General features: G+C 71.2%; 23 protein-coding genes. 12 read left to right on the top strand and 11 right to left on the bottom strand.

Annotated elements, in window-relative coordinates; genetic code table 11:
• Positions 1-24: 24 nt before the first annotated feature.
• From EU555_RS27215 to EU555_RS27165, 11 genes are all read left to right on the top strand, one after another.
• Entirely contained in the window at positions 25-1065 is a 1041-nt protein-coding gene (locus tag EU555_RS27215; RefSeq protein ID WP_205821003.1) for a flagellar hook-associated family protein, read from the top strand.
• Positions 1066-1136: 71 nt separating this feature from the next.
• Positions 1137-1484: a flagellar biosynthesis regulator FlaF gene (flaF, locus tag EU555_RS27210; RefSeq protein ID WP_135418524.1), complete on the top strand. Its 348-nt coding sequence runs from the start codon at positions 1137-1139 to the stop codon at positions 1482-1484.
• Between the two features lie 8 nt (positions 1485-1492).
• Complete coding sequence (gene flbT, locus EU555_RS27205) at positions 1493-2026, top strand: flagellar biosynthesis repressor FlbT (protein ID WP_135418523.1); 534 nt, start codon at positions 1493-1495, stop codon at positions 2024-2026.
• Positions 2027-2440 (top strand): flagellar hook assembly protein FlgD, encoded by a 414-nt coding sequence (gene flgD / locus EU555_RS27200; RefSeq protein WP_135418522.1) that lies wholly within the window; start codon positions 2027-2029, stop codon positions 2438-2440.
• A 25-nt stretch (positions 2441-2465) separates the two neighbouring features.
• Positions 2466-2732 carry a flagellar biosynthetic protein FliQ gene (locus EU555_RS27195; RefSeq protein ID WP_109958366.1) on the top strand — a complete coding sequence of 89 codons (267 nt, stop codon included), beginning with the start codon at positions 2466-2468 and terminating at the stop codon, positions 2730-2732.
• 71 nt (positions 2733-2803) lie between these two features.
• Positions 2804-4891 carry a flagellar biosynthesis protein FlhA gene (gene flhA, locus EU555_RS27190; protein WP_135418521.1) on the top strand — a complete coding sequence of 696 codons (2088 nt, stop codon included), beginning with the start codon at positions 2804-2806 and terminating at the stop codon, positions 4889-4891.
• Complete coding sequence (gene fliR / locus EU555_RS27185; protein ID WP_245524524.1) at positions 4888-5643, top strand: flagellar biosynthesis protein FliR; 756 nt, start codon at positions 4888-4890, stop codon at positions 5641-5643. Before flhA ends, fliR begins: the two co-directional genes overlap by 4 nt.
• Positions 5643-6059, top strand: coding sequence for a hypothetical protein (locus EU555_RS27180; RefSeq protein WP_135418520.1), 417 nt, complete (start codon positions 5643-5645; stop codon positions 6057-6059). Before fliR ends, EU555_RS27180 begins: the two co-directional genes overlap by 1 nt.
• Positions 6060-6107: 48 nt before the next feature.
• Positions 6108-6581, top strand: a complete 474-nt coding sequence (locus EU555_RS27175; RefSeq protein ID WP_135418519.1) for a rod-binding protein — start codon at positions 6108-6110, stop codon at positions 6579-6581.
• Between the two features lie 5 nt (positions 6582-6586).
• Positions 6587-6937: a flagellar protein FlgN gene (locus EU555_RS27170; protein ID WP_135418518.1), complete on the top strand. Its 351-nt coding sequence runs from the start codon at positions 6587-6589 to the stop codon at positions 6935-6937.
• The gene (locus tag EU555_RS27165) at positions 6934-7380 is read left to right on the top strand and encodes a hypothetical protein (protein ID WP_135418517.1); all 447 of its coding nucleotides are present in this window, start codon (positions 6934-6936) and stop codon (positions 7378-7380) included. The genes EU555_RS27170 and EU555_RS27165 overlap by 4 nt, the downstream gene beginning before the upstream one ends.
• Positions 7381-7542: 162 nt before the next feature.
• On the opposite strand, the gene EU555_RS27160 is transcribed toward EU555_RS27165, so the two are convergent.
• Positions 7543-9000 (bottom strand): DegQ family serine endoprotease, encoded by a 1458-nt coding sequence (locus EU555_RS27160; protein WP_135418516.1) that lies wholly within the window; start codon positions 8998-9000, stop codon positions 7543-7545.
• 34 nt (positions 9001-9034) lie between these two features.
• Positions 9035-10339, bottom strand: coding sequence for a glycosyltransferase family 4 protein (locus tag EU555_RS27155; RefSeq protein ID WP_135418515.1), 1305 nt, complete (start codon positions 10337-10339; stop codon positions 9035-9037).
• A gap of 396 nt (positions 10340-10735) precedes the next feature.
• On the opposite strand from EU555_RS27155, the gene EU555_RS27150 reads away from it, so the two are divergent.
• Positions 10736-10915: a hypothetical protein gene (locus EU555_RS27150; RefSeq protein WP_135418514.1), complete on the top strand. Its 180-nt coding sequence runs from the start codon at positions 10736-10738 to the stop codon at positions 10913-10915.
• An 84-nt stretch (positions 10916-10999) separates the two neighbouring features.
• On the opposite strand, the gene EU555_RS27145 is transcribed toward EU555_RS27150, so the two are convergent.
• From EU555_RS27145 to ybgF, 9 genes are all read right to left on the bottom strand, one after another.
• Positions 11000-12676, bottom strand: coding sequence for an acyl-CoA dehydrogenase family protein (locus tag EU555_RS27145; RefSeq protein WP_135418513.1), 1677 nt, complete (start codon positions 12674-12676; stop codon positions 11000-11002).
• 108 nt (positions 12677-12784) lie between these two features.
• Complete coding sequence (locus EU555_RS27140; RefSeq protein ID WP_135418512.1) at positions 12785-13555, bottom strand: glucose 1-dehydrogenase; 771 nt, start codon at positions 13553-13555, stop codon at positions 12785-12787.
• A 98-nt stretch (positions 13556-13653) separates the two neighbouring features.
• Entirely contained in the window at positions 13654-14568 is a 915-nt protein-coding gene (locus tag EU555_RS27135; RefSeq protein ID WP_167858670.1) for an omptin family outer membrane protease, read from the bottom strand.
• A 272-nt stretch (positions 14569-14840) separates the two neighbouring features.
• Positions 14841-15680: an outer membrane protein gene (locus EU555_RS27130; RefSeq protein ID WP_135418510.1), complete on the bottom strand. Its 840-nt coding sequence runs from the start codon at positions 15678-15680 to the stop codon at positions 14841-14843.
• A gap of 163 nt (positions 15681-15843) precedes the next feature.
• Complete coding sequence (locus EU555_RS27125; RefSeq protein WP_135418509.1) at positions 15844-16773, bottom strand: outer membrane protein; 930 nt, start codon at positions 16771-16773, stop codon at positions 15844-15846.
• Between the two features lie 274 nt (positions 16774-17047).
• Positions 17048-18391, bottom strand: coding sequence for a phosphoglucosamine mutase (gene glmM, locus EU555_RS27120; protein ID WP_135418558.1), 1344 nt, complete (start codon positions 18389-18391; stop codon positions 17048-17050).
• A gap of 191 nt (positions 18392-18582) precedes the next feature.
• Entirely contained in the window at positions 18583-20505 is a 1923-nt protein-coding gene (gene ftsH, locus EU555_RS27115) for an ATP-dependent zinc metalloprotease FtsH (protein ID WP_135418508.1), read from the bottom strand.
• Positions 20506-20651: 146 nt separating this feature from the next.
• The gene (tilS, locus tag EU555_RS27110) at positions 20652-21809 is read right to left on the bottom strand and encodes a tRNA lysidine(34) synthetase TilS (RefSeq protein ID WP_135418507.1); all 1158 of its coding nucleotides are present in this window, start codon (positions 21807-21809) and stop codon (positions 20652-20654) included.
• Positions 21806-22771 (bottom strand): tol-pal system protein YbgF, encoded by a 966-nt coding sequence (ybgF, locus tag EU555_RS27105; protein WP_135418506.1) that lies wholly within the window; start codon positions 22769-22771, stop codon positions 21806-21808. The genes tilS and ybgF overlap by 4 nt, the downstream gene beginning before the upstream one ends.
• Between the last annotated feature and the right edge of the window lie 92 nt (positions 22772-22863).

Genomic DNA, 22863 nt, shown 5'->3' with positions numbered 1-22863 from the left:
CCCAGAGACAGAGCCCCGCCAGCCATGATGACCACGAGCTACATCTCCAGCCTCAGCCTGTGGAACGCGTCCCGCAGCGGCGCCGCGCGGCTCCAGGCCGAGATCGCCAAGGCCAGCCAGGAGATCGCCGATGGGCGCCACGCCGATACCGGCCTGGCGCTCGGCGGCCAGGTCAGCCGCAGCCTCACCCTGCGCCAGAGCGCGGCGGAGATCGCCGCCCTGAAGGACGGCAACGGCCTGACCGCCCTGCGCCTCGCCGCGAGCCAGAATGCGCTGCAGCAGATGCAGAAATCGGCCGACGCGACGCTTGCCACCCTGACCGGGCTCCCGGCCGACAAGCGCATCGCCGCGATGGCGGCCTCGGCCGACGACGCCTTGGCGTCGCTGACCGGGCTCCTCAACAGCACGAGCGCCGGGCAGGCGCTGTTCGGCGGGACCAATACCGGCACGAACCCGATCCGGGGCGGAGCGGCGGCGGCGGCCAGGAGCGCCGCAGCCTCGGCCTTCCAGACCGCCTTCGGCTTCCCGCCCGACGACCCCCGGACCGCCACCCTGACGGCGTCGCAGGTGCAGGGCTTCCTCGACGGCACGCTCGCGGCCCAGTTCGCCGACCCGAACTGGGGCACCGCCTGGTCGCAGGCCTCCGTCGCACCGGTGACCAGCCGGATCTCGCTGAGCGAGAGCGTCACGACCTCGGTCACCGCCGATGCGACGCCGTTCCGCCAGCTCGCCCAGGCCGCCGTGGTGGCGGGGCTCGGCCTCGCCGGCCTCTCGGGCGATGCGCAGGCGGTGGTCTCGGACCGGGTGATGGGCCTCCTGAGCAAGGCCAGCGCCGGGCTGGTCTCGCTCCAGGCCGATCTCGGCCGCAGCCAGTCCCGGATCACCGACGCCAACACCCGGCTCGATGCGCAAGCAAACCTCATCACCAAGGAGATCTCCCGCCTCGAAGCGGTCGATCCGGCCGAGGCCAAGACCCGGGTGAACGCCGCGACGACCCAGCTCCAGATGTCCTACTCGCTGACCGCGCAGCTCCAGGAACTGACGCTCCTGAAATACGTCGCGTGACGTCCGGCCGAGGGCGCATCGCGCCACGACCCCGACACGCGCAGACACCAGACCGACGAGGCATCGGCTCGATGTACCGCTTTTCCTATTCCGAGATCCTGGAGGACGCCCCGGAGATTGGCCGCGAGCGCGAGCGCGCGGCCTTCGACCGGGCGCTTGACCTCCTGCGCGACGTGGAGGCCCGCGGCCTCGAAGGGCCGGAGCGCACCGCGGCGGTCGGCTTCGTGCAGGATCTCTGGAACGTCCTGATCGCCGACCTGCTGGGGCCCGACAACGCGCTGCCGCCCGCCTTGCGCGACGACCTCGTGTCGATCGGCGCCTGGACCATGCAGGAGGCCGGCGAGGTGCTGCGCTCCCCCGAGCGCAGCCTCGCCGCCCTGATCGAGGTGAACACCTCGATCCGCGACGGGCTGCGGTGAGCCGCGCCATGCGTCTCTCGCTGCGAGCCGGGGAGCGGATCTACATCAACGGCGCCGTGCTGAGGGTCGACCGCAAGGTGGCGATCGAGCTTCTCAACGACGCGACCTTCCTGCTCGAGAGCCACGTGCTCCAGGCCGAGGACGCGACGACGCCCCTGCGCCAGCTCTACTTCGCGGCCCAGACGATGCTGATCGATCCCGGCCAGGCCGGGGCGGCGCGGGCGCTGTACGACGGCCTCCGGTCCGGGCTGCTGGCGACCACCGGCGAGGTGGAGCTGCACGAGGGCCTCGCCGCCGCCCACGCCCTCGTCGAGGCCGGCCGCCTGTTCGAGGCCCTGAAGCTGATCCGCGGGCTCTATCCGCTCGAGGCCGCCCTGATGGCGGGCGCCCCGATGCCGGCCGCGCCGGTGCCGGCGCTCGCCGCCCTCGGCCGGCGCACCCACGGGGCCGAGCGGGCGCGGGAGCGCGCGACCGGTCGGCCCGTGGCCAAGAGCCGGCGGCCCGTCCCCTCATCCCTGACCGCCCTCGACCCGGAGGCCTGAATGACCGTCGACAGCATCACCGGCGCCACCGCGGGCAGTTCCGCGACCGCCACCGCCGCCAAGGCCGGCAGCTCCGTCGCCGCCTCGATGAACGCCGACACGTTCCTGACGCTCCTGATGGCGCAGCTCAAGAACCAGGACCCGACGAAGCCGATGGACTCGACGGAGTATGTCAGCGAGCTCGCCACCTTCTCGCAGGTCGAGCAGGCGACGAAGACCAACCAGAAGCTCGATTCGCTGCTCTCCTCGAGCTTCCTCGAGCAGGCCGACTCGGTCATCGGCCGCACCCTCACCTCGGCGGACGGCACCGTGACCGGGACCGTCAAGTCGGTGAAGGTGACGAGCGACGGCGCGGTGGCGCGGCTCACGAGCGGCACCGACGTGCTGCTCACCTCCGGGGTCGTGATACAGTAGCGCGCCCGCTCCCTCGGAGACTCGCATGAACGAGGTCGACGCCCTCGAACTCGTCCGCGCCGCGATCTGGACAGTGATCGTCGCCGCCGGTCCGGCGGTCGGCGCCGCGATGCTGGTCGGCATCGCGGTGGCGCTCCTGCAGGCGCTCACCCAGATCCAGGAGGTCACCCTGACCTTCGTGCCGAAGATCGTGGTGATCCTGCTGGTGCTGCTCGTCACCGGCACCTTCGTGGGCGGGCAGATCCACGCCTTCGCGGAGGCCGCCTACGGGCGGATCGCGACGGGGTTCTGACGCCCCAACCCCCGCGCAAGCTAGCGGTGGCACATCCTCCCCGGTGAGCGTTCGCGGAGGGTGGTGACGTCATGGCGGTGGGCGCGGCGCTGGCAATCGAGCGCAAGTCGCGGCGGGATTTCGGCTTCGCGGCCGGCATCGTGGCGATCTTGGCGGTGCTGTTCCTGCCGGTGCCGGCCGTGCTCATCGATGTCGGGCTCGCCTTCTCGATCGCCCTGTCGGTGCTGATCCTGATGGTGGCGCTCTGGATCCAGAAGCCCCTCGAGTTCTCCGCCTTCCCGACCGTGCTGCTGATCGCCACGCTCCTGCGCCTGGCGCTCGGCATCGCGACGACGCGGCTGATCCTGGCCAACGGCCAGAAGGGCGTGGATGCCGCCGGCCACGTCATCCAGGGCTTCTCGCAGTTCGTGATGAGCGGCGACTTCGTGATCGGGATCGTGGTGTTCCTGATCCTGATCACGGTCAACTTCCTGGTCATCACCAAGGGCGCGACCCGCATCGCCGAGGTCGGCGCCCGCTTCACCCTCGACGCGATCCCCGGCAAGCAGATGGCGATCGACGCCGATCTCAATGCGGGGCTCATCGACGACAAGGAGGCGCAGCGCCGGCGCCGCGAACTGGAGGAGGAGAGCGCCTTCTTCGGCTCGATGGACGGCGCCTCCAAGTTCGTGCGCGGCGAGGCGGTGGCCTCGCTCATCATCATCGCGGTCAACGTCTTCGGCGGCATCATCATCGGCACGACGCGGCACGGCCTGCCGCTCTCGACCGCCGCCGACATCTTCACCAAGCTGTCCGTCGGCGACGGCCTGGTGTCGCAGATCCCGGCGCTCATCGTCTCGCTCGCCGCCGGCCTCCTCGTCTCGAAGGGCGGCACCCGGGGCACCGCCGAGCAGGCGGTGATCGGCCAGCTCGGCGCCTATCCGCGGGCGCTGCTCGTCGCGGCGGCGATGATGGGGGTGTTCGCGCTCGTGCCGGGACTGCCCTTCCTGCCCTTCGTGGGCTTGAGCGGGCTCCTGTTCTTCGTCGCCCGCACGATCCCGCGGCGCCTCAAGGCCCGGGCCGCCGCGGCCGACGCGAAGGCCAGGGCCGAGGCGGCCGTGAAGGAGGCCGAGGCGAAGGACAAGGATTCGGTCAAGGACTCGCTCAAGACCCCGGAGATCGAGCTCTGCCTCGGCCGCCAGGCCGCCTCGCAGATCCAGGCCTCCCAGGCCGAGCTCGGCCACCGGGTCGCCAAGATGCGGCGCAAGTTCGCCCGCCAGTACGGCTTCGTGGTGCCGGACATCAAGGTCTCGGACAACCTCGCGCTGCCGCCCAAGAGCTACCAGATCCTGATCCACGGCACCGTCGCGGCCGCCCAGGAGATCCGCCCGGGCGAGATGCTGGTGGTGGTGGGCGACGGGCCCAAGCCCGACGTGCCGAGCGACGAGGTGCGCGAGCCCGCCTTCGGCCTGAAGGCGCTCTGGGTGATGGATTCCTACGCCGGCGAGGTCCGCCGCGGCGGCTTCGAGCCGATCGACGGCGCCTCGGTGCTGCTCACCCATCTCTCCGAGGTGATCCGCAACAACCTGCCGCAATTCCTCTCCTACAAGGACATGCGGGGCCTGCTCGACCGCCTCGACCCCGAGTACAAGCGCCTGCTCGACGAGATCTGCCCGTCGCAGATTTCTTACTCGGGCCTCCAGGCGGTGCTGAAGCTGCTGCTCGCCGAGCGGGTCTCGATCCGCAACCTGCACCTGATCCTGGAGGCGGTGGCCGAGATCACCCCGCATGCGCGCCGGGCCGAGCAGATCGCCGAGCACGTGCGGATGCGCATGGCGCCGCAGATCTGCGGCGACCTCGCCGAGAACGGCGTGCTCAGCGTGCTGCGCCTCGGGGCCAGCTGGGACCTGTCGTTCCACCAGAGCCTGAAGCGCGACGCCAAGGGCGAGGTGGTGGAGTTCGACATCGACCCGCGCCTCGTCGAGCAGTTCGGCACCGAGGCCTCCGAGGCGATCCGCGCCCGGATGCGCGAGGTGCACGGCTTCGCCCTCGTCACCGCGCCGGACGCCCGGCCCTACGTGCGGATGATCATCGAGCGCATCTTTCCGACCCTGCCGGTGCTCTCGCATCTCGAGATCGCCCGCGGCGTCGAGATCAAGTCCTTGGGGACGATCTCGTGAGGGGGTTGGGTCCCGACAGCTTCCTGGCCGTCTTCCTGATCTTCTGCCGGGTCGGCGGCTGCCTCCTCGTCGTGCCGGGCTTCTCCAGCCCGCGGGTGCCGCAGCAGGTACGGCTCCTGATCGCCGGCGCCGTCTCGCTCGCCATCGCCCCCCTGATCGTCCCGCTCTTCGAGCCGCGGCTCGCCGGCCAGGCCCCGACCCAGACGCTCGCCTGGATCGCCAGCGAGACCCTGACCGGGCTGATGATCGGCTTCCTCGGCCGGATCTTCATCCTGGTCCTCGAGACGGTGATGAACGCGACCTCGACGATGGTCGGCTTCGGCGGCATGCCGGGCTCGCCGGTCGAGGGCGCCGACCCGGTGCCGGCGGTCGAGGGGCTGATCCTGCTCGCCGCCACCGCGATCCTGTTCGCCGCCGACCTGCACTGGGAGCTGTTTTCCGGCCTCGTCGAGTCCTACGCCCGGATCCCGCCCGGCGAGGGCGTCGGCTCCCAGGCGATGCTGGCCCGGATCGTCGACCAGGTCGCCGCGGCCTTCATGCTGGGATTGCGCATCACCGCCCCGTTCGTGATCTACGCGATCCTGGTCAACCTGGCGGCGGGCTTCGTCAACAAGCTCACGCCGACGATTCCCGTCTACTTCGTCGCCACGCCCTTCGTGATGTTCGGCGGCCTCCTCATGCTCTACTACCTGGCGGGCGAGTTCATGACGCAGTTCCTCCTCGGCTACGCCTCCTGGCTGCGGCGCGGCTGATGGCCTCGAGCACCGGCGACCGGCTGAAGCGCGCCAGGCGCCTCGTCAGCGTGCAGGAGCAGATGCGGCGCGCGGCCGAGATCGCGCTCGCGGCGACCCGCGAGCGCGCGGCGGCGCTCGAGGCCGACCGGGCGCGGCTGCTGGCGGCTCTGGCCTCGTCCGATCACGGCCCGATGCTCCTCGAAGCGACGGCCAAGCGCCTGCGCGGGCTGGCGGCCGAGGCTACCGCGATCGAGGCCGAGGCCGCCGCCCAGGCGCAAGCCGTGCGCGAGCGCGGGCTCGCCCGGAAGCGCGCCGAGGCCCTGTCCGAGCGCCGCGCCGACGATCATCGCCGCGAGACGGACAAGCGCGAGGATCTGGAGCGCCTCGACGGGCTCGCGGCCCGGCTCGGGCGCCGCGACGCAAGCCTCCCGTAAGCCAGGCGCGCTAAGGCTTCGTTCACCTTCAGACTGCCGGATCTGCCGATGAGCATCTCCCCGCCCTCCGACATCGTGCTCGACGTGGCCCGGGCCGCCGATCCGGCGCGCTACCAGGAGGCCGCCGCCAAGCTCTCGCAGCCCGGCAGTCCCGCCGCCACGGCCTTCGCGGACGCGGCGCGCGACGTCGGCCTCTCGACCCACATGCCGCTCGATGCCCGCGGCTCCCTCACCGGCCTGCAGAACCAGACCGCCCTCACCGGGGCCGGCAGCGACCCCTACAAGAAGTTCGAGGGGCTGGTGCTGCAGCAATTCGTCGAGGCGATGATGCCGGAAAAGTCCGAGACCGTGTACGGCAAGGGCAATGCCGGCGGCATCTGGAAGTCGATGCTGGCCGAGCAGATCGGCACCCAGATCGCCAAGGCCGGCGGCCTCGGCATCGCCAAGATGCTGAACGCCGCCCACCCGGCCCCCCCCGCCGCCGCGCCGGCGGAGGCCGCGAATCCCGCGGCGAAGGTCTAACGGTCATGCTGCTCGCCTGCGTCAAGCGCCTCGAAGCCTTGATCGAGGAGGAGACCGAGGCGCTGGAGGCCCGCCTGCCTGTCGACCTCGACGGCCTCAACCGCCGCAAGAGCCAGGGGCTGCTGGAGCTCACCCGCCTCACCCGCGGCCTCGACCCCGCCAGCCTCGACGCGACCCTCGGCATCCACCTCGCACGCCTGCGCGACAAGCTCGCCCGCAACCAGGAGGTCGTGGCCCTGCACCTGCGGGCGCTGGAGGAGATCGACGACACCCTGGCCCAGGCGGCGCTCGCCGCCGAGTCCGACGGCACCTACTCGGCCAGCATCCACTCCGCACGGACGAGCCTGCGGTCATGAAGATCCTGATCACCGGCCTGTGGATCTGCGCCGTCACCATCGCGTCCTGCTACGGCGCGGTGACCTTCGGCGGCGGCCTCTTCACCAAGACGACCGAGCCCTATCTCGAAGGGCTGCAGTACCAGAAGCTCGCCCCGATCAACATCCCGATGATCGCCGACGGCAAGGTCCAGGGCTACGTCATCGCCGTGCTGGTCTTCACCGCCGACGCCAAGCTGATGCACACCCTGCCGGTGCCGCCGAACGCCTTCGTGGTCGACGAGGCCTTCCGCCAGATCTACGCGGATCCTGCCCTCGATTTCCGCAAACTGGCGAAATACGACATCACCAAGCGCTTGGCCGAGGTGCGGGCGAAGGTGAACGAGCGGCTGGGCGGCGACGTCGTCAAGGACGTGCTGGTGGACGAGATCAACTTCGTGGCGAAGCGCGAGGTGCGGTCGTAGGTCGCGCGGTCCCATGGTCGAAGCAGCATTCCCGCTCTGTTTCCCAACCTCACAGCGTCATCCCGGGGCCGCGCGGCGGAGCCCGGGATGACGCCGAGGACGGGATGACCCTGGGCTCGCGACAATGGACGAGCCTGAATCCTGCGGGCCCCGCGACCGCTCCTACCCCCCGAAGACCGAGGTCAGCTGCTGACCGCCGCGGTTGATCGTGACTTCCCATGTCGGGGCGGTATTCCGGGTGACGCGCTCGAGATCCTTGGTCGAGCCCACCGGTGCGCCGTTCACCGCCACCACGACGTCGCCCTTCTGCAGGCCGACCCGGTTGGCGATGGTGCCGCCCTCGACCTCGGCGATGATCACGCCGTCGGCTTGCGCCTGCGCCGGCAGGTCGAGTTGCAGCTCCTCCGCCACGGCCGGCGACAGGTTGACCGCGGTGGCGCCGAGGAAGGGCGAGCGGGTCTTCACTTTCAGCGCGTCGCGCGGGCGGGTCTCCGGCGCGGGCCCCAGGCGCACCGGCAGCGTCGTGCGGGTCGCGCCACGCAGCACCGTCAGCTTGGTCTCGCCCTTGATGCCCTTCAGCGCGAAGCGGTAGCCGAAGGCTTCGGGGTCGTCGACGGTCTGGCCGTCCACCGCCAGGATCACGTCGCCGCGCTTGAGGCCCGCTTCCTCGGCCGGGCTCTTGGGCTGCATCGAGGCGACCAGCACGCCGGTCGGGTGGTCGAGGCCAACGCTGTCGGCGATGTCCGGCGTCACGTGCTGGAGGCGCGCGCCGAGCCAGGGCCGGCGCACGGTGCGGGCGCCGCCCTTGGCGGTCTCGACCACCGCCTTGACCATGCTGGCGGGAATGGCGAAGCCGATGCCGTGGCTGCCGCCCGACTGCGAGTAGATCGCGGTGTTGATGCCGACGAGGCCGCCATTGAGGTCGACGAGCGCGCCGCCCGAATTGCCCGGGTTGATCGCCGCGTCGGTCTGGATGAAGAACTGGTAGTCGGCCGAGCCGACCTGGGTGCGGGCGAGCGCCGAGACGATCCCTTGAGTCACCGTCTGGCCGACGCCGAACGGATTGCCGATGGCGATCACGAAGTCGCCGACCTGCAAGCCTTCCGAATCGCCGATCTCCATCGCCGTGAGACCGCCGTTCGGGCTCTTGATCTTGAGAATGGCGAGGTCGGTGCGGGGGTCGCGCAGCAGGATCTGCGCCTCGAACTCGCGCCGGTCGTTCAGCGCCACCTTCACCTCGTTCATGTTCTCGATGACGTGGTTGTTGGTGACGATGAGCCCGGAGGCGTCGACGATCACCCCCGAGCCGAGGGACCGCTGCGCCCGCTCCTGCGGCAGGTTCGGGCCGGCATCCCCGAAGAAGCGGCGCAGGAACTCGTCCATCGCGCCGCGGTTGGCGGCGCGCTTCTCGACATGGGTGCCGTAGACGTTGACCACGGAGGGCGCCGCGCGCTTGACCAGCGGCGCGAAGGAGAGCTGCACCTGCGCCTTCGATTCGGGCACGGCGCGGTTGTCCTGCAGGGCGCGGAAGGGCGGCGCCGACGGGGCCTGCGCGGTCGCCGAATGGGCGACCCCGACAAGGAGCGCGGCGAGCAGCAGGGAGGTCGTCGGGCGGCGCATCGGCAAATCGGCTCCTTGGTGTGGACGCCCTCTCTCACATGACAGCACTGCGCTGAAAAGATGGCGCCTCGGCCGCACCCGTCATGCCGGCATAGAGGGCACACAGCGCCGCGGCATGGGCGTCGAGGGTCATCGGGGCCTCCCAGTAGCGGGCATGGGCGGCCTTGCCGAGGTCTCGCACCAGGGCGTCGTCCTTGAGCCGGGAGAAGATCGCGGCGAGCGCTCCGGCCTCGGGTGCAGCGAGGAACCCGGTCTCGCCGTGGCGGATTTTCTCGCCCGCGCCCGCCCGGTCGGAGGCCACCGCCGGGATGCCGGCGGCCAGCGCCTCGTAGATCGTCAGCGGGCCGGTCTCGAGCCAGCGCGCGGGTGCGACCACGGCGCGGGCCCGGCGGCGCAGCAGCGCCTCGACCTCGGACGGCGCACGCCAGCCGAGCACCTCGGCTCCCGGTACGGCGCGCAAGTCGTCGGCGAGCGGCCCGTCGCCGATGAACAGCGACGGCAAGCCGGCCTGGTGGGCCGCCTGCGCCACGAGGTCGGCGCCCTTCTCGCGGGTGAAGCGGCCGACGAAGGCGACGGCATCGCCGGAGGCCGGATCGGCCGGGGCAGCGTGCGCGACCCGGACCGGGTTGTCGATCCGATGGTGACGGAGGAAGGACACGCCTCTGACGAACCGTTCGACCCGCGCGCGGCTGCCATCGGAGACGTGGACGATGTCGATCGGCCGAGGATCGATGCTGCTATCGGAGACGCGGGCGCGATCGGCCAACAGCCGGTCGAAGTTGCGCGCGAGCGCCGTCCATTGCGCGAAGTATCGCGCCACCCGCACCGCCTTGTGGACCCGCGATTGCGGATCGCACGATGCCGCAAGGCAGCGTGGCGAGAACGGGCGCAGGGTGCAGGGCTCGGCCCTGTCGAAGCGGTAATAGACGCCGTTCGGGCAAAGCAGGAAGTAATCGTGCAGCGTGATCGCCACCGGAAGGCCGCTGCGCGCCAGAACCGGAAAGATCGCCGGCGAGAGCGCGCGCGTCCACTGATGCAGGTGCAGCACGTCGGGCTTGTCCGGCAGGGCCGCCAGGGCAGCCTCCAGACGCCGCCCCGCCTCGCGGTTCCAGATCCCCTCGACCGCACCGCGCCAGGCCGGCCGCTCCCACACGTCGGTGAGGCTCAAGCCCACCCGGCGGATGCCGGGATGGTCGAGCATCGGGTCGGCCGGCCCGTCGACCCCGTGGACGAGCGTGACGGCGACGCCGCGCTCGGCGAGGCCGCGGGCGGATTCGATCGCGACCTTCTCGGCGCCGCCTTTCGGCGTGGCGAAGTTCGTCAGGATGGCGACGTGCATCGGCGGGCCCTTTCGGTCGGCGGCAGGGCAGTCCGGGAGCTAAGAGCGAAAGAAGAGGCGCGGGATCCCCTCTCCCGTGTGGGAGAGGGGTATGGCGATCGAAGATCGCACGTGAGGGTGACACGGTCCTGAGACTGGCTCCGAGTGTCCCGCTGCCAGCACGACGGTCTGAGCTTCACTCGGAACCGTGTCACCCTCACCCCCGGCCCCTCTCCCACACGGGAGAGGGGAGATGCGCCATATCCTGCCCCCGGACGATCCTGCCTCAGCGGTCGACCCTACCCGACGAGGCGCCACCGTCCCGTTAAGCACCTGGCGCACGCAACAGGCTCGGGGCCCGCGCGTTAGCCGGGCAGACCGTCCCCGAACGGGGATCGCCGCGACGAGGAGAGCCTGATGGCCAACGACAGCAAGACCCCGAGCCAGGACAAGCCCGGCTTTCGCCAGGACAGCGCCCAGCCGAACGACAAGGCGCTCCACGAGAACAAGCAGGGCAAGCTGAGCGAGCGTCTCGACGAGGGCCTGGAAGAGACCTTTCCGTCGAGCGATCCGGTCTCGGTGAAGATCACCAAATAACCAAGGCACGATCGATCGCACGAGAACGGCGCGCGGGGCGACCCGCGCGCCGTTCTCGTCAACGGGCTTCGGCGTCCCCGCGGCTCACTGCACCTCGAGCAGCCGCCGGGCGATGACCTGGGCCTGGATCTCGGCCGCGCCCTCGAAGATCGACAGGATGCGGGCGTCGCAGAGGAGGCGGCTCACCGGGTATTCGAGGGCGAAGCCGTTGCCGCCGTGGATCTGCAGGGCGTTGTCGGCCGCCGCCCAGGCGACGCGGGCGGCGAGCAGCTTCGCCATGCCGGCCTCGAGGTCGCAGCGCTTGCCCGCGTCCTTCTGGTGGGCCGCGAAGTAGGTGAGCTGGCGGGCGATGGTGATCTCCACCGCCATCATGGCGAGCTTGTCGGCGACCCGCGGGAAGGAGACCAGCGGCTTGCCGAACTGCACCCGCTCCTCGGCGTAGCGCAGGCCGACATCGAGGGCCGACTGGGCGACGCCGACGGCGCGGGCCGCGGTCTGGATGCGGGCCGATTCGAAGGTCTGCATCAGCTGGGCGAAGCCCTTGCCCTCGACGCCGCCCAGCAGGTTGGCCTCCGGCACCGCGAACCCGTCGAAGGCGAGCTCGTACTCCTTCATGCCGCGATAGCCGAGCACCTCGATCTCGCCGCCCGACAGGCCCTCGACCGGGAAGGGATCCTCGTCCGTGCCCCGCGGCTTCTCGCCGAGCAGCAGCGACAGGCCCTTGTGGCCCGGCTCCTCGGGCTTGGTGCGCACCAGCACGGTCATCAGGTCGGCCCGGACCGGGTGGGTGATCCAGGTCTTGTTGCCGGTGATCCGCCAGGTGTCGCCCTCCTTCACCGCCTTGGTGCGGAGCGACGCGAGGTCCGAGCCGGTATTCGGCTCGGTGAAGACGGCGGTCGGCAGGACCTCGCCCGAGGCGATCCTGGGGAGGAATCGCTGCTTCTGCTCTTCGGTGCCGCCGCCGAGGATGAGTTCCGCGGCGATCTCCGAGCGGGTGCCGAGCGAGCCGACGCCGATATAGGCCCGCGACAACTCCTCCGAGACCACGCACATCGAGATCTTCGGCAGGCCCATGCCGCCGTATTCCTCCGGGATGGTGAGCCCGAACACGCCGAGCTCGGCCATCTGGGCGATGACCTCGAGCGGGATGTAGGCGTTCTGCTGGTGCCATTCGTGGGCGTGGGGCGCGACCTCGGCCTGGCCGAAGCGGCGCATCTCGGTGCGGATCGCCTCCATGTCCTCGTCGAGGCCGGTCTCGCCGATCGTGGCGGAGCCCTGGCCGTCGCGGATCAGCCGCACCAGGGCGGCGCGGTTCTGGGCGGTGTTGCCCTCGGCGATCAGCGTCTCGACGGCGTCGGAGCGGTGGCGCGCCACCTCCTGGGCCTTCAGGCCGAGGGAGGAGGTCGGGCGCACCATCTCGCCCTGGCTCATCGGGATGCCGCCGAAGATCTGCTCCAGGTACTCGCCGAGGCCGATGCGCACGAGGAGCGTCTCGGTCTCCCCCAGGCGACCCTGGCCGGCGAGATGGGCCGCGTAGGCGCCGAGCTGGGTGATCGCCTCGGCGTAGGTCGAGAGCCAGGCCAGCCCGTGGGCGGCGTGCTGCTCGCTCTCGAGCCGCTCCGGCGAGAGCTTGCCGTCGGCCCCGATGAGGCCGGCCCGCACCCGGCGGGCGGCATCCGCGGCGAGCGCCTTCGCGGAAAGGCCCGCCTCCTGCGCGAGGGTGACGAGGTCGGTCGGGGCGGGGGCGGCCTGGGCGGACATCGGTCAGGTCTCCGTCGATCTTGCTGCGGCGCATACAAATAGCCGCGAAACGGCAACCTGTAGAGGGGCCACCCTGCCGCTGGGATCCGACTTTTTGGCGAGCGGGGATTATTGCGCCGTGACGCCGCCGTCGATCACCATCTCGGCCCCGGTGACGAAGCCGGCCTCGTCGGAGGCGAGGTAGGCGGCGAGCCCCGCGATCTCGTCGGCGGCGGCGTTGCGCCCGAGAGGCACGGCGGCGCGCAGGCGCTCAGCCAGCTCCTCCGGGCTGTAGCGGCTGCCGCTGGCCAGATCGCGCAGCATGTCGGTCTCGGTGAAGCCCGGATGGATCGAGTTGCAGCGCACGCCGTATTTCTGGCGGGCGCAGTGCAGGGCGACCGACTTGGTGAGGAGCCGCACCGCCCCCTTCGAGGCGTTGTAGGCCGCGAGGTTGTGCCCGCCGACGATGCCGGAGACCGACGAGAGATTGATGATCGCCCCGCCGCGGCCCGCCGGCGGCTTCATCGCCCGGACGGCGTGGCGGCAGCCCAGGAACGTGCCGTCGACGTTGATGTCCTGGACGCGGCGCCACTCCGCGAGGGTGACGGACTCGATCGTGCCCACCACCGCGATGCCGGCATTGTTGACGAGGACGTCGAGGCCGCCGTGGCGCGCCACCGTGCGGTCGACCGCCTGGGCCCAGTCCTCGTCCCGGGTCACGTCGAGGGCGCATGGATGGAAGGCCGGGTTCTCCGGCGCGACGCGCTCGGCCTCGGCCACGTCGATGTCGGCGAGGATCACCGCCGCCGCGCCCTCCCGGGCGAAGCGCCGCGCGATCGCGAGCCCGATTCCCCGCGCCCCGCCCGTGACCAGGGCGACCTTGCCGGCCAGACGCTGCATGACGTCGTCCCTCCCCGCCGCTTGTCGCACGGCTTGGTGCGACGCTAGCCGGACCCGCCGGATTGCGCCAGCCGATGAGGCGGTCGGACGGGACGGCCTCAGAGCCTCGCCTTGATGCCGACCGAGAGGAGCAGCGTGTCGGCGCTGCCGCCGCCCGACGGGGCCGGGATGGTGGTGACGGTGCCGGTCGCGCCCGAATAGATGCGCGTGCTGCCGTAGGCCTCCATGTAGCGCTGGTATTCCAGCCGGCCCACGGCCGAGAGGAGCGGGCTGAAGCGGTACTCGAACGACGCGTTGGCGCCGTACATCCCGGTCGTCCCGAAATCCTCCTTGAACACCAGGCTCCGCAGGTTGTGATGATCCTTGTCGTAGCCGATGGCGAAGGGGCTGCCGATCAGCTCGGCGGACACGCTCCAGTCGTCGAACGCGTAGGAGCCGCCGACGCCGAGATACGGTGTCTGCCACCATTGCTGATAGGCGATCCCGAGCGTGTCGCCGGGAAAGCTCCCGATCGTGTCGCGGAACGCCTGGTTCGAGTAGACGTACGATCCGCCGCGCGCGTTCGATTTCAAGGTGAGCGCCCGGTATCCGGCGATGGCGTACACCTTCAGGTCGTCTTCGTCGTAGAAGGTCGCGGCTGCGCTCACGTCGACCTGCCACGCCTTCGGCGTCCGGGTGTTCGGGCTGTGGGAGTAGTGCGACCAGGTGTCCTGGCCGCCATAGCCGTAGAGCCAGTCGAAGTCCCGCATGTCGGCCCCGGACGCCACGGCGGCCCAGCCGCGGACGCGGAAGGCGAGCCAGTCGAGGGGCTGGAAGGCGACCCGCCCGCCGACGACCGCGGCGTGGGTGTTCCAGTTGAGCTGGCTGACCCGCGCGCCGGTATCCGGGTCCTTCACGTATTCCCGCACCCGGCTGTGCAGGTAGCCGGTGAAGACCTCTCCCGAGAAGGTATCGGTGCGCAGCAGCTCGGCCGCATTCTCGGCGAAGAGGTCGGCCGCCTCGACACCTTGCACGAGTGTCAGACCGGCACAAAGACCAAACAGTACGGCACGCATCTCGGCCTCATCGACCGGCCTCAGTGACACGGGCCGGGTACGACTTTTGAAATAGGTTGTTTACACTAATATTTGGTTTCCAGGACGACGCCCGGGCGGCAAGCAAAAACCCGGCGCAAGGCTGCGCCGGGTCGATCGCGTCGGGACCTTGTCGTCTCGCACCCTGTCCGCGGGACGTCGCCGGAACGCGGGCTCGCGCGAGGCGTCCCCTGCCGGTCAGGCGTACCGCGTCAGTACGGCCCGTCCCCGCCCAGTCCCGGCAGCGCGAGGCCGTTGCCGAAGGCCCAGCGCAGGCCGACCCGGAACTCGTTGGCGGCGATGTCCTTGATGCGGGTGTTCTGCTGATAGGCGTCGAAGCCGGAGCGGGCCTTGCCGACCTCGAGGTAGCGGTAGCTGGCGTCGATGCTTACGCCGGCGCCGATCTCGTAGGAGATGCCCGCCATCGCCGCCCAGGCGAGCCCGACCGCTGTGTGGTTGGCGCGGGCGTCGAAGCCCTGTGCGCCGATCCGGTAGGTGCCGTCGACGCCGCTGCCGCAGGCGGTGGTGAAGCAGGTCGTGCCGGTCCAGGCATCGCGGAAGCGCTTGCTCGCCATGCCGACGCCGGCTCCGACATAGGGCGTGAAGCCCCACCAGGTGCCGAGATCGACATAGACGTTGAACAGGCCGGTGAGGATGTCGATCTTGCCGGCCTCGGTGTTGTAGCCCTCGACGAAGTTGGTGCGCGAGGAATAATCGCGGAAACGGCTGCGGGTGCGCCCGTCGATGGTGACGTCGGCCCGCAGGAAGCTGTTGAAGCGATAGCCGACGCCACCGCCGTAGCCGTCGGTGTCGCTCATGCGGAAGCCGACCAGCTTGGCGCCCTCGGTGCCCGGCAGGGTGTCGTCCTTCGGGTGGCGGAAGTCGCTCGCCGTGTAGTCGCCGCGCAGGTACCAGCCGCCGCCGATCTGCACCGGCGCGGCGGGCGGCGGCGGCGGGGGCGGCGGGGGGAGCAGGTCGGCGGCGAGGGCGGGCGCGCCGAGCAGGCCGAGCCCGAGGGCCGCGACCGGGAAGCAGTGACCGAACCGTGCCATGGGGCGCCCTTTCCTGCCCCATCGGCTCCTCGGCCGGGGCGTGCTACGCGACGGGTGGCGGGCCCAGGGGCCCGATAAATAAAAATGATGTCAGAAGGTTAGCGCGCATTTAACCCTAACGGGCCTCCGACGCCGCGAGCGTCGGAGATGCGTGACGCGCGTCTCAGTACTTACGCACCAGCGGCGCCATCGGGGGCGGCGGCGGCTCGTAGGAGGCCAGGACCGGCGCGCCGAACATCCAGCGCATGCCGAGCTTGACGTCGTGGGCCTCGATGTCCTTGACCTTGAACGGCTGGTAGGTCTGGCCGCAGAAGCAGTTCAGCACCCCGGTCGCGCCCTCGCCGAGGTTGAGGTAGCGGTAGGCGAGTTCGAGCTTCAGGTTCGGCGTGACGGCGTAGGACAGACCGGCATGCAGCGCCCAGGCGAAGTTGGTGCGGATGCGGTTCTTGTAGGTGCCGCCGCTGGTCCCGCCGAACGTCTGGCCGGGATGATCGGCGTTGTCCGGGTAGCTCACCTTGGTGGCGTTGATGCTGACCTCGGACAGGCCGGAGAAGCGGTTGAAGGCCGCGCCGACGCCGGCGCCGGCGAAGACGCCGAGACCGCCCCACAGCTCCTTCTCGACGTAGCCGTTCACCAGCACCACCCCGGCCGAGTAGTTGCCGTTGGTCGACTCGTCGAGCTGGGTGGCGGCGACCGTGCGCAGGCCGTCGGCGTTGTAGTAATCGGCCTTGGAACTGACCCGGTCGTTGGTGTGGAAGCCGCTCGAGAAGCGGTACTCGCCGGTCACGTCGGCGCGGAACCACGAATTGAACTGGTAGCCGACGCCCGCTCCGGCGAAGCCGCCGCCGCCGAGGTCGCTGTTGTAATAGTGCACCGGGTCCGGATCCGGCACGGTCGACACTTTCGGGGTGTTGTAGATGCTCGCCCCGACGTCGCCGCGCAGGTACCAGCCGCCCGCGAAATCGACCGGCGGGGGCGGCAGCGGCGGGGGCGGCGGCGGCAGGAGATCGGCGGCGTGGACGAGGCCCGGCGCGACCACGCTCGCCGCGAGCGTGACGATGCGCGCGAGCGCGAGTGGCGTGCTGCGGCCCATGACGGTTCCCTGTTGCGACGGGCCGCCGAGGACGTGAGGCGGCCGATCCGGAAGACGTCACGACTGTCGCCGCGTTCGGTAAACTGACGCTTAACGTTAAGCGTTAGGGCTGAGAAAGTGTTGCATCGGACGCAGGTTGCACCCGCCTAGACACGGTGGGCGGTCGGGTCAGTCCTGCGGGTGGATCGGTATGCGCCGCGCGCCAAGGCCGTGCCGCGGGCCGGGCGGACCCCTTCTCTCCGGCCCGCCCGATCGGTCACGCGGCTGCCCGGCCTCAGGCCGCGACCTTGCGCAGGGCCTCGACCACGTCGTCGACCACCCGCACCACGAGGTCGCGGTCGTCGCCCTCGGCCATCACCCGGATCACCGGCTCGGTGCCCGATGGCCGGATGACGAGGCGCCCGCCCTCGCCGAGGCGCTGGCGCGCGCCCTCGATGGCGGTCACCACCGCATCCTGGCGCAGGGGCTCGCCGCCGACGCCGTAGCGCACATTCTTGAGCACCTGGGGCAGCGGGTCGAAGCAGTGGCAGACCTCGCTCACCGGGCGCTGCTGGCGCTGCACCACCGAGAGGAGCTGGAGCGCCGCCACCAGCCCGTCGCCGGTGGTGGCGTAGTCCGACATGATGATGTGGCCGGATTGCTCGCCGCCGAGGTTGTAGCCGTGCTCGCGCATGTGCTCCAGCACGTAGCGGTCGCCCACGGCGGTGCGGACCATGCCGAGGCCGAGGCCCCCGAGATAGCGCTCGAGGCCGAGATTCGACATGATGGTGGCGACGATGCCGTTCTTCGAGAGGCGCGCATCCTCCTGCCAGGAGCGGGCGACCACCGCCATCAGCTGGTCGCCGTCGACCCGGTGGCCCTTCTCGTCGACGACGAGCACCCGGTCGGCGTCGCCGTCCAGCGCGATGCCGATATCGGCGCGCAGTTCGCGCACCTTGCTGACCAGGGCCTCCGGCGCCGTCGAGCCGACGTCGCGGTTGATGTTGAAGCCGTCCGGCTCGGTGCCGATGGCGATCACCTCGGCGCCGAGCTCCCACAGGGTCTCGGGGGCCACCCGGTAGGCGGCGCCGTTGGCGCAGTCGACCACCACCCGCAGGCCGTCGAGGGTGAGATTGCGCGGCAGGGTGCGCTTGGCGAACTCGATGTAGCGGGCGTGCACGCTCTCGATGCGCTTGGCCCGGCCGAGATCGCCGGATCCGGCGAGCTTCTTCTGCAGGTCGGCGTCGATCAGGCGCTCGATCTCGCGCTCGACCTCGTCGGAGAGCTTGAAGCCGTCGGGGCCGAAGATCTTGATGCCGTTATCCTCGAACGGGTTGTGCGAGGCCGAGATCATCACCCCGATATCGGCCCGCATCGAGCGGGTCAGCATCGCGACGGCCGGCGTCGGCATCGGGCCGAGCAGCAGCACGTCCATGCCCACCGAGGTGAAGCCCGCCACCATCGCGGTCTCGATCATGTAGCCCGACAGGCGGGTGTCCTTGCCGATCACGACGCGGTGGCGGTGCTCCCCGCGCTGGAACACGAGCCCGGCGGCCTGTCCCACCTTGAGCGCGAGTTCCGGCGTGATCACGCCGTTCGCCCGGCCCCGGATGCCGTCGGTCCCGAAATACTTGCGCACGGCTGTCATCTCCCTGTCCCGTTCCGGGCCATCGCGCCCGCCGGCGGGCGGCGCGGCGCAAGGCCGGTGCCGCGGTCCCCCGGACGCGGTCCCACGCAGTCTGGGTTATTTTGAGGCTTGCCGGCAACGCGGAAGGGGCGGCGGGATCCCTCCCGCCGCCCCCTCGCGCCGACATCCGGTCGTGTCCGCTCTCAGGCCTGCGGCTGGGGCTCGTAGCCGCCGTCGTTCTCCCGCGGCCGGCCGCGGCCGGCGGAGGGAACCGGCGATCCACGGGTCGGGCTCGTCGGGTAGTCGCCCGCGTCGCGCACCGGAGGCTTCCCGTTGATCAGGTCGCGGATCTCGTCGCCCGACAGGGTCTCGTATTCGAGGAGGCCGCGGGCCAGGGCCTCGAGGTCGTCGCGGCGCTCGTCGAGGATGCGGCGGGCATCCTGCAGGCCGGCCTCGACCAGGCGGCGGACCTCGGCGTCGATCTTCTGGGCGGTGGCCTCCGACACGTTCTGCTGCCGGTTGACCTGCATGCCGAGGAAGACCTCGTCGTTGTTCTCACCGTAGGCCACGGTGCCGAGCTCGGGCGAGAAACCCCAGCGGGTCACCATCATGCGGGCGAGACGGGTCGCCTGCTCGATGTCCGACTGGGCGCCCGACGTGACCTTGTCGTGGCCGAAGATCATCTCCTCGGCGACGCGGCCGCCCATCATGATGGCGAGGCGCGAGGTCATCTGCTCGAACGACATCGACAGCTTGTCGCGCTCGGGCAGCTGCATGACCATGCCCAGCGCCCGGCCGCGCGGGATGATCGTCGCCTTGTGGACGGGATCGGTCGCCGGGACGTTGAAGGCCACGATGGCGTGGCCGCCCTCGTGATAGGCGGTGAGCCGCTTCTCGTCCTCGGTCATGACGAGGGTGCGCCGCTCGGCGCCCATCATCACCTTGTCCTTGGCGTCCTCGAACTCGTGCATCGTGACGATGCGCTTGCCGCGGCGGGCCGCCAGCAGGGCCGCCTCGTTGACGAGGTTCATCAGGTCGGCGCCCGAGAAGCCGGGGGTGCCGCGGGCGATCACCTTCAGGTCGACGTCGGGCGAGAGCGGCACCTTGCGGACGTGGACGCGCAGGATGCGCTCGCGGCCGATCACGTCGGGGTTCGGCACGATGATCTGGCGGTCGAAGCGGCCCGGGCGCAGGAGCGCCGGGTCGAGCACGTCGGGGCGGTTGGTCGCCGCGATGATGATGATGCCCTCGTTGGCCTCGAAGCCGTCCATCTCGACGAGGAGCTGGTTGAGGGTCTGCTCGCGCTCGTCGTTGCCGCCCCCCAAGCCCGCGCCGCGGTGGCGGCCGACGGCGTCGATCTCGTCGATGAAGATGATGCAGGGGGCGTTCTTCTTCGCCTGGTCGAACATGTCGCGGACGCGGCTGGCGCCGACGCCGACGAACATCTCGACGAAGTCCGAGCCCGAGATGGTGAAGAACGGCACGTTGGCCTCGCCCGCGACGGCGCGGGCGATGAGCGTCTTGCCGGTACCGGGGGGGCCGACCAGCAGCACGCCGCGGGGAATGCGGCCGCCGAGGCGCTGGAACTTCTGCGGGTCGCGCAGGAACTCGACGATCTCCTGCAGGTCCTCCTTGGCCTCGTCGACGCCCGCCACGTCCTCGAAGGTGACGCGGCCGTGAGCCTCGGTCAGGAGCTTCGCCTTGGACTTGCCGAAGCCCATCGCCCGTCCGGCGCCGGACTGCATCTGGCGCGACAGGAAGATCCAGGCCCCGATGAACACCAGGATCGGCAGCCAGTTGACGAGCAGCGCGATGAACCACGGGGTGTTGTCGGAGGGCGGCCGGGCCGTGATGGTCACGCCCTTGCCCTGGAGCTTCGTCACCAGCGAGGGATCGTTGGGCGCGTAGGTCGTGAACGTGCCGCCGCTCGTGTAGGTGCCGCTCACCTCCTGCCCGGAGATGACCACGCTCTGGATGCGGCCCGCCTCGGCGTCGTTCAGGAGCTGGCTGTAGGCGATCTCCCCGCCGCCCGAGCGGTGACCCGGGTTCTGGAACAGGGTCACCAGGGCCAGCACCAGCAGGAAGATGACGACCCACAGGGCGAAATTGCGGAAATTGGGGTTCATCGAAGAGTCAATCCCTGAGGAGCGCGGCGCTGCGGGCGTGCTGGGATGGGCACCGGCACTCGGATCGCAATGTAGGCACCCGCCGGAGGCTTGCCAAGTAATCGCCCGCGCCTGCGGCGCCGCGCACCGGCCGCCTCGCCGAAACGTCATCCCGTGCCGGGGCCGCCGCGGGGTCTGCCCGCGCGCCGCGGCGGCTCGGGCGTGACGGTCAGCCGGCCGCGCCCGGCCGCGAGGAGCACGCCCGCGACCGTGCGCCTGCAGGGCGCGCCGTCCCGCAGGGCCGGCAGAACCTTGCCGAGGACGACCCGCTCCAGCCGTTCGAGGCGCGGCGGATAGACCGCCGCGTCGGGCAGCAGGTCCGCGCCGCGATGCTCCGGCGCGGTGCGCAGCACCGGTGCGGTGCGCAGCACCGCCGCGGCGGCGAGGCCCACGACCCGCAGGACCATTGCCTCCGGCAGCGCCGCCAGGCCTGGGCCGTCGAGGACGAGACGCCCCTCCCCGCCCGATTCGCGCAGGAGATCCCGCAGGGCCGTCTCGGCCGCCGCCGCCAGGGCGGCCTCGTCGCGGCGCAGACGCCCGGCGAGCCGCGCGAGGCGGGGGGCGGTCAACCCCTCCGCGGCGAGGAGCGGCAGCAGGCCGCGCAGGCGGGCGCGGCCGAAGCGCGGATCGGTGTTCGAGGGATCGCGCAGGAACGGCCAGCCGCGCGCCTCGCAGGTCGCGACCAGCCGTGCCTTCGGCACGCTCAGGAACGGCCTGCCCAGGGTGAGCCCGTCGAGGGCGCGGGACGGCGCCATGCCGGCGAGGCCGGCGGGGCCGGAGCCGGCGCAGAGCCGCATCAGCACGGTCTCGGCCTGGTCGTCGAGGGTGTGGGCGGTGAGGACGAGGCCGGCGCCGACCTCCCGGGCGAGCTCCGCGAGCAGGCGGTAGCGTGCCGCCCGCGCCGCCTCCTGGAGGCGCGCCGCCGGCTTCGGTCCGGTCCAGGCGAGGGTGCGGTGGGACAGCCCCAGGCGGGCGGCGAGGCCGGCCACCGAATCGGCTTCCGCCGCCGAGCCGGGCCGCAGGCCGTGATCGACGGTCGCGACGACGAGCGGAACGCCGCGGGGAAGGAGTGCCGCGCAGCCCATCAGGGCGGTCGAGTCGGGCCCGCCGGACACCGCCAGGATCGCGCTTGCGTGCCGGGCGCCCGGCCCGATCCAGGGCCCGAGCAGGGCGGCGCCCTCGGCCGGGCCGATCGGTCCGGTCGAATCGGCCGGCGCGTCCCGGCCGGTTCGGTCGAACCGCGCGGGCCCGCCCGGGTCGCTCACGCGGCGCAGCGCGCGCGCTTCTGCTCCCGGTCGACGCCCTGCCTCACGCTCGCCGAGGCCTGGGGGAACTTGCGCTCCAGCTCGGCCAGGGTGGCGCAGGCCTGCTCGCGGGCGCCGAGCGCGTTGAGCGAGGCGCCCAGCTTCAGCATCGCGTCCGGCGCCTTGCGCGAGCGGGCGTAGTCGGTCGACACCTTTAGGAACTGCTCGGCCGCCTCGCGGGTGCGGTTGCGCTGCAGGTAGCTCTCGCCGAGCCAGTAGGTCGCATCCGGCACCAGGGCGTCGCGGGGATGCGACTGGATGAACTGGCGCAGGCTCATCTCGGCCTGCTCGTACTGACGCTGCAGCACGTAGGCGTAGGCCGCCTCGTAATCCGCCTTCGCGTCGCCGCTGCCGGTGGCGGCGACGCTGGCGGAAGGCCGCGGCGCCGGGGCCGGCGGCGGAGCGGCAGCCGGGTTGGACGGCGGGCGCAGGTCGACGGGCTCGCCGTATTCGGGCGTCTCGTCGTCGATCGCGGCACGGGGCGGCGCGAGCGCCGCGGTGGCGCTCGGGGTCGCGGGCGCGGCCGCCGCCCGGGGTCCCTGCGGCGGGGTCGCGGAGCCGAGATTCTGGGCTGCTCCCAGATGCTGAGGTGCCCCCGGCGCGCCCGGGTTCTGGGACGGGTCGAAGGCGTCGCCGCGCTTCTGGGGCTTGGGCGGCGGGGTCGCGGCCGCCGGGCGCTGCCCGCCCTTCCCTTCCTGGAAGCGGTACTCGACGTCTTCCTGGAACTTGCGCAGCTGCTCCTTGAGCTGGCGGTTCTCGTACTGGAGCGACTCGATCTGGCCCGCCATCTGGCGCGACTGGTTCTCCAGCCGGTTGAGGCGCACCACGAACTCGGCCGCGTCCTGGGCCGCGGCGGGGAACGCGGCGGCGAGGGCCAGCCCGGAGACGGCGAGAACGGGGGCGAGGAGCAGGCGGCGAAGCATGGCGGGGCGCATCACGGCTCGGGTCAGGCGGCGGGTCCGCTGTCGGGAGCGCGGGTTAGCAGATGCCGCGGTTCCCGGCAAAAGGGGCGGCG

It is taken from the genome of Methylobacterium nonmethylotrophicum (assembly GCF_004745635.1).
In the GTDB taxonomy this organism is placed as follows: domain Bacteria; phylum Pseudomonadota; class Alphaproteobacteria; order Rhizobiales; family Beijerinckiaceae; genus Methylobacterium; species Methylobacterium nonmethylotrophicum.
This window is presented reverse-complemented; position numbering and strand designations above follow the sequence as displayed.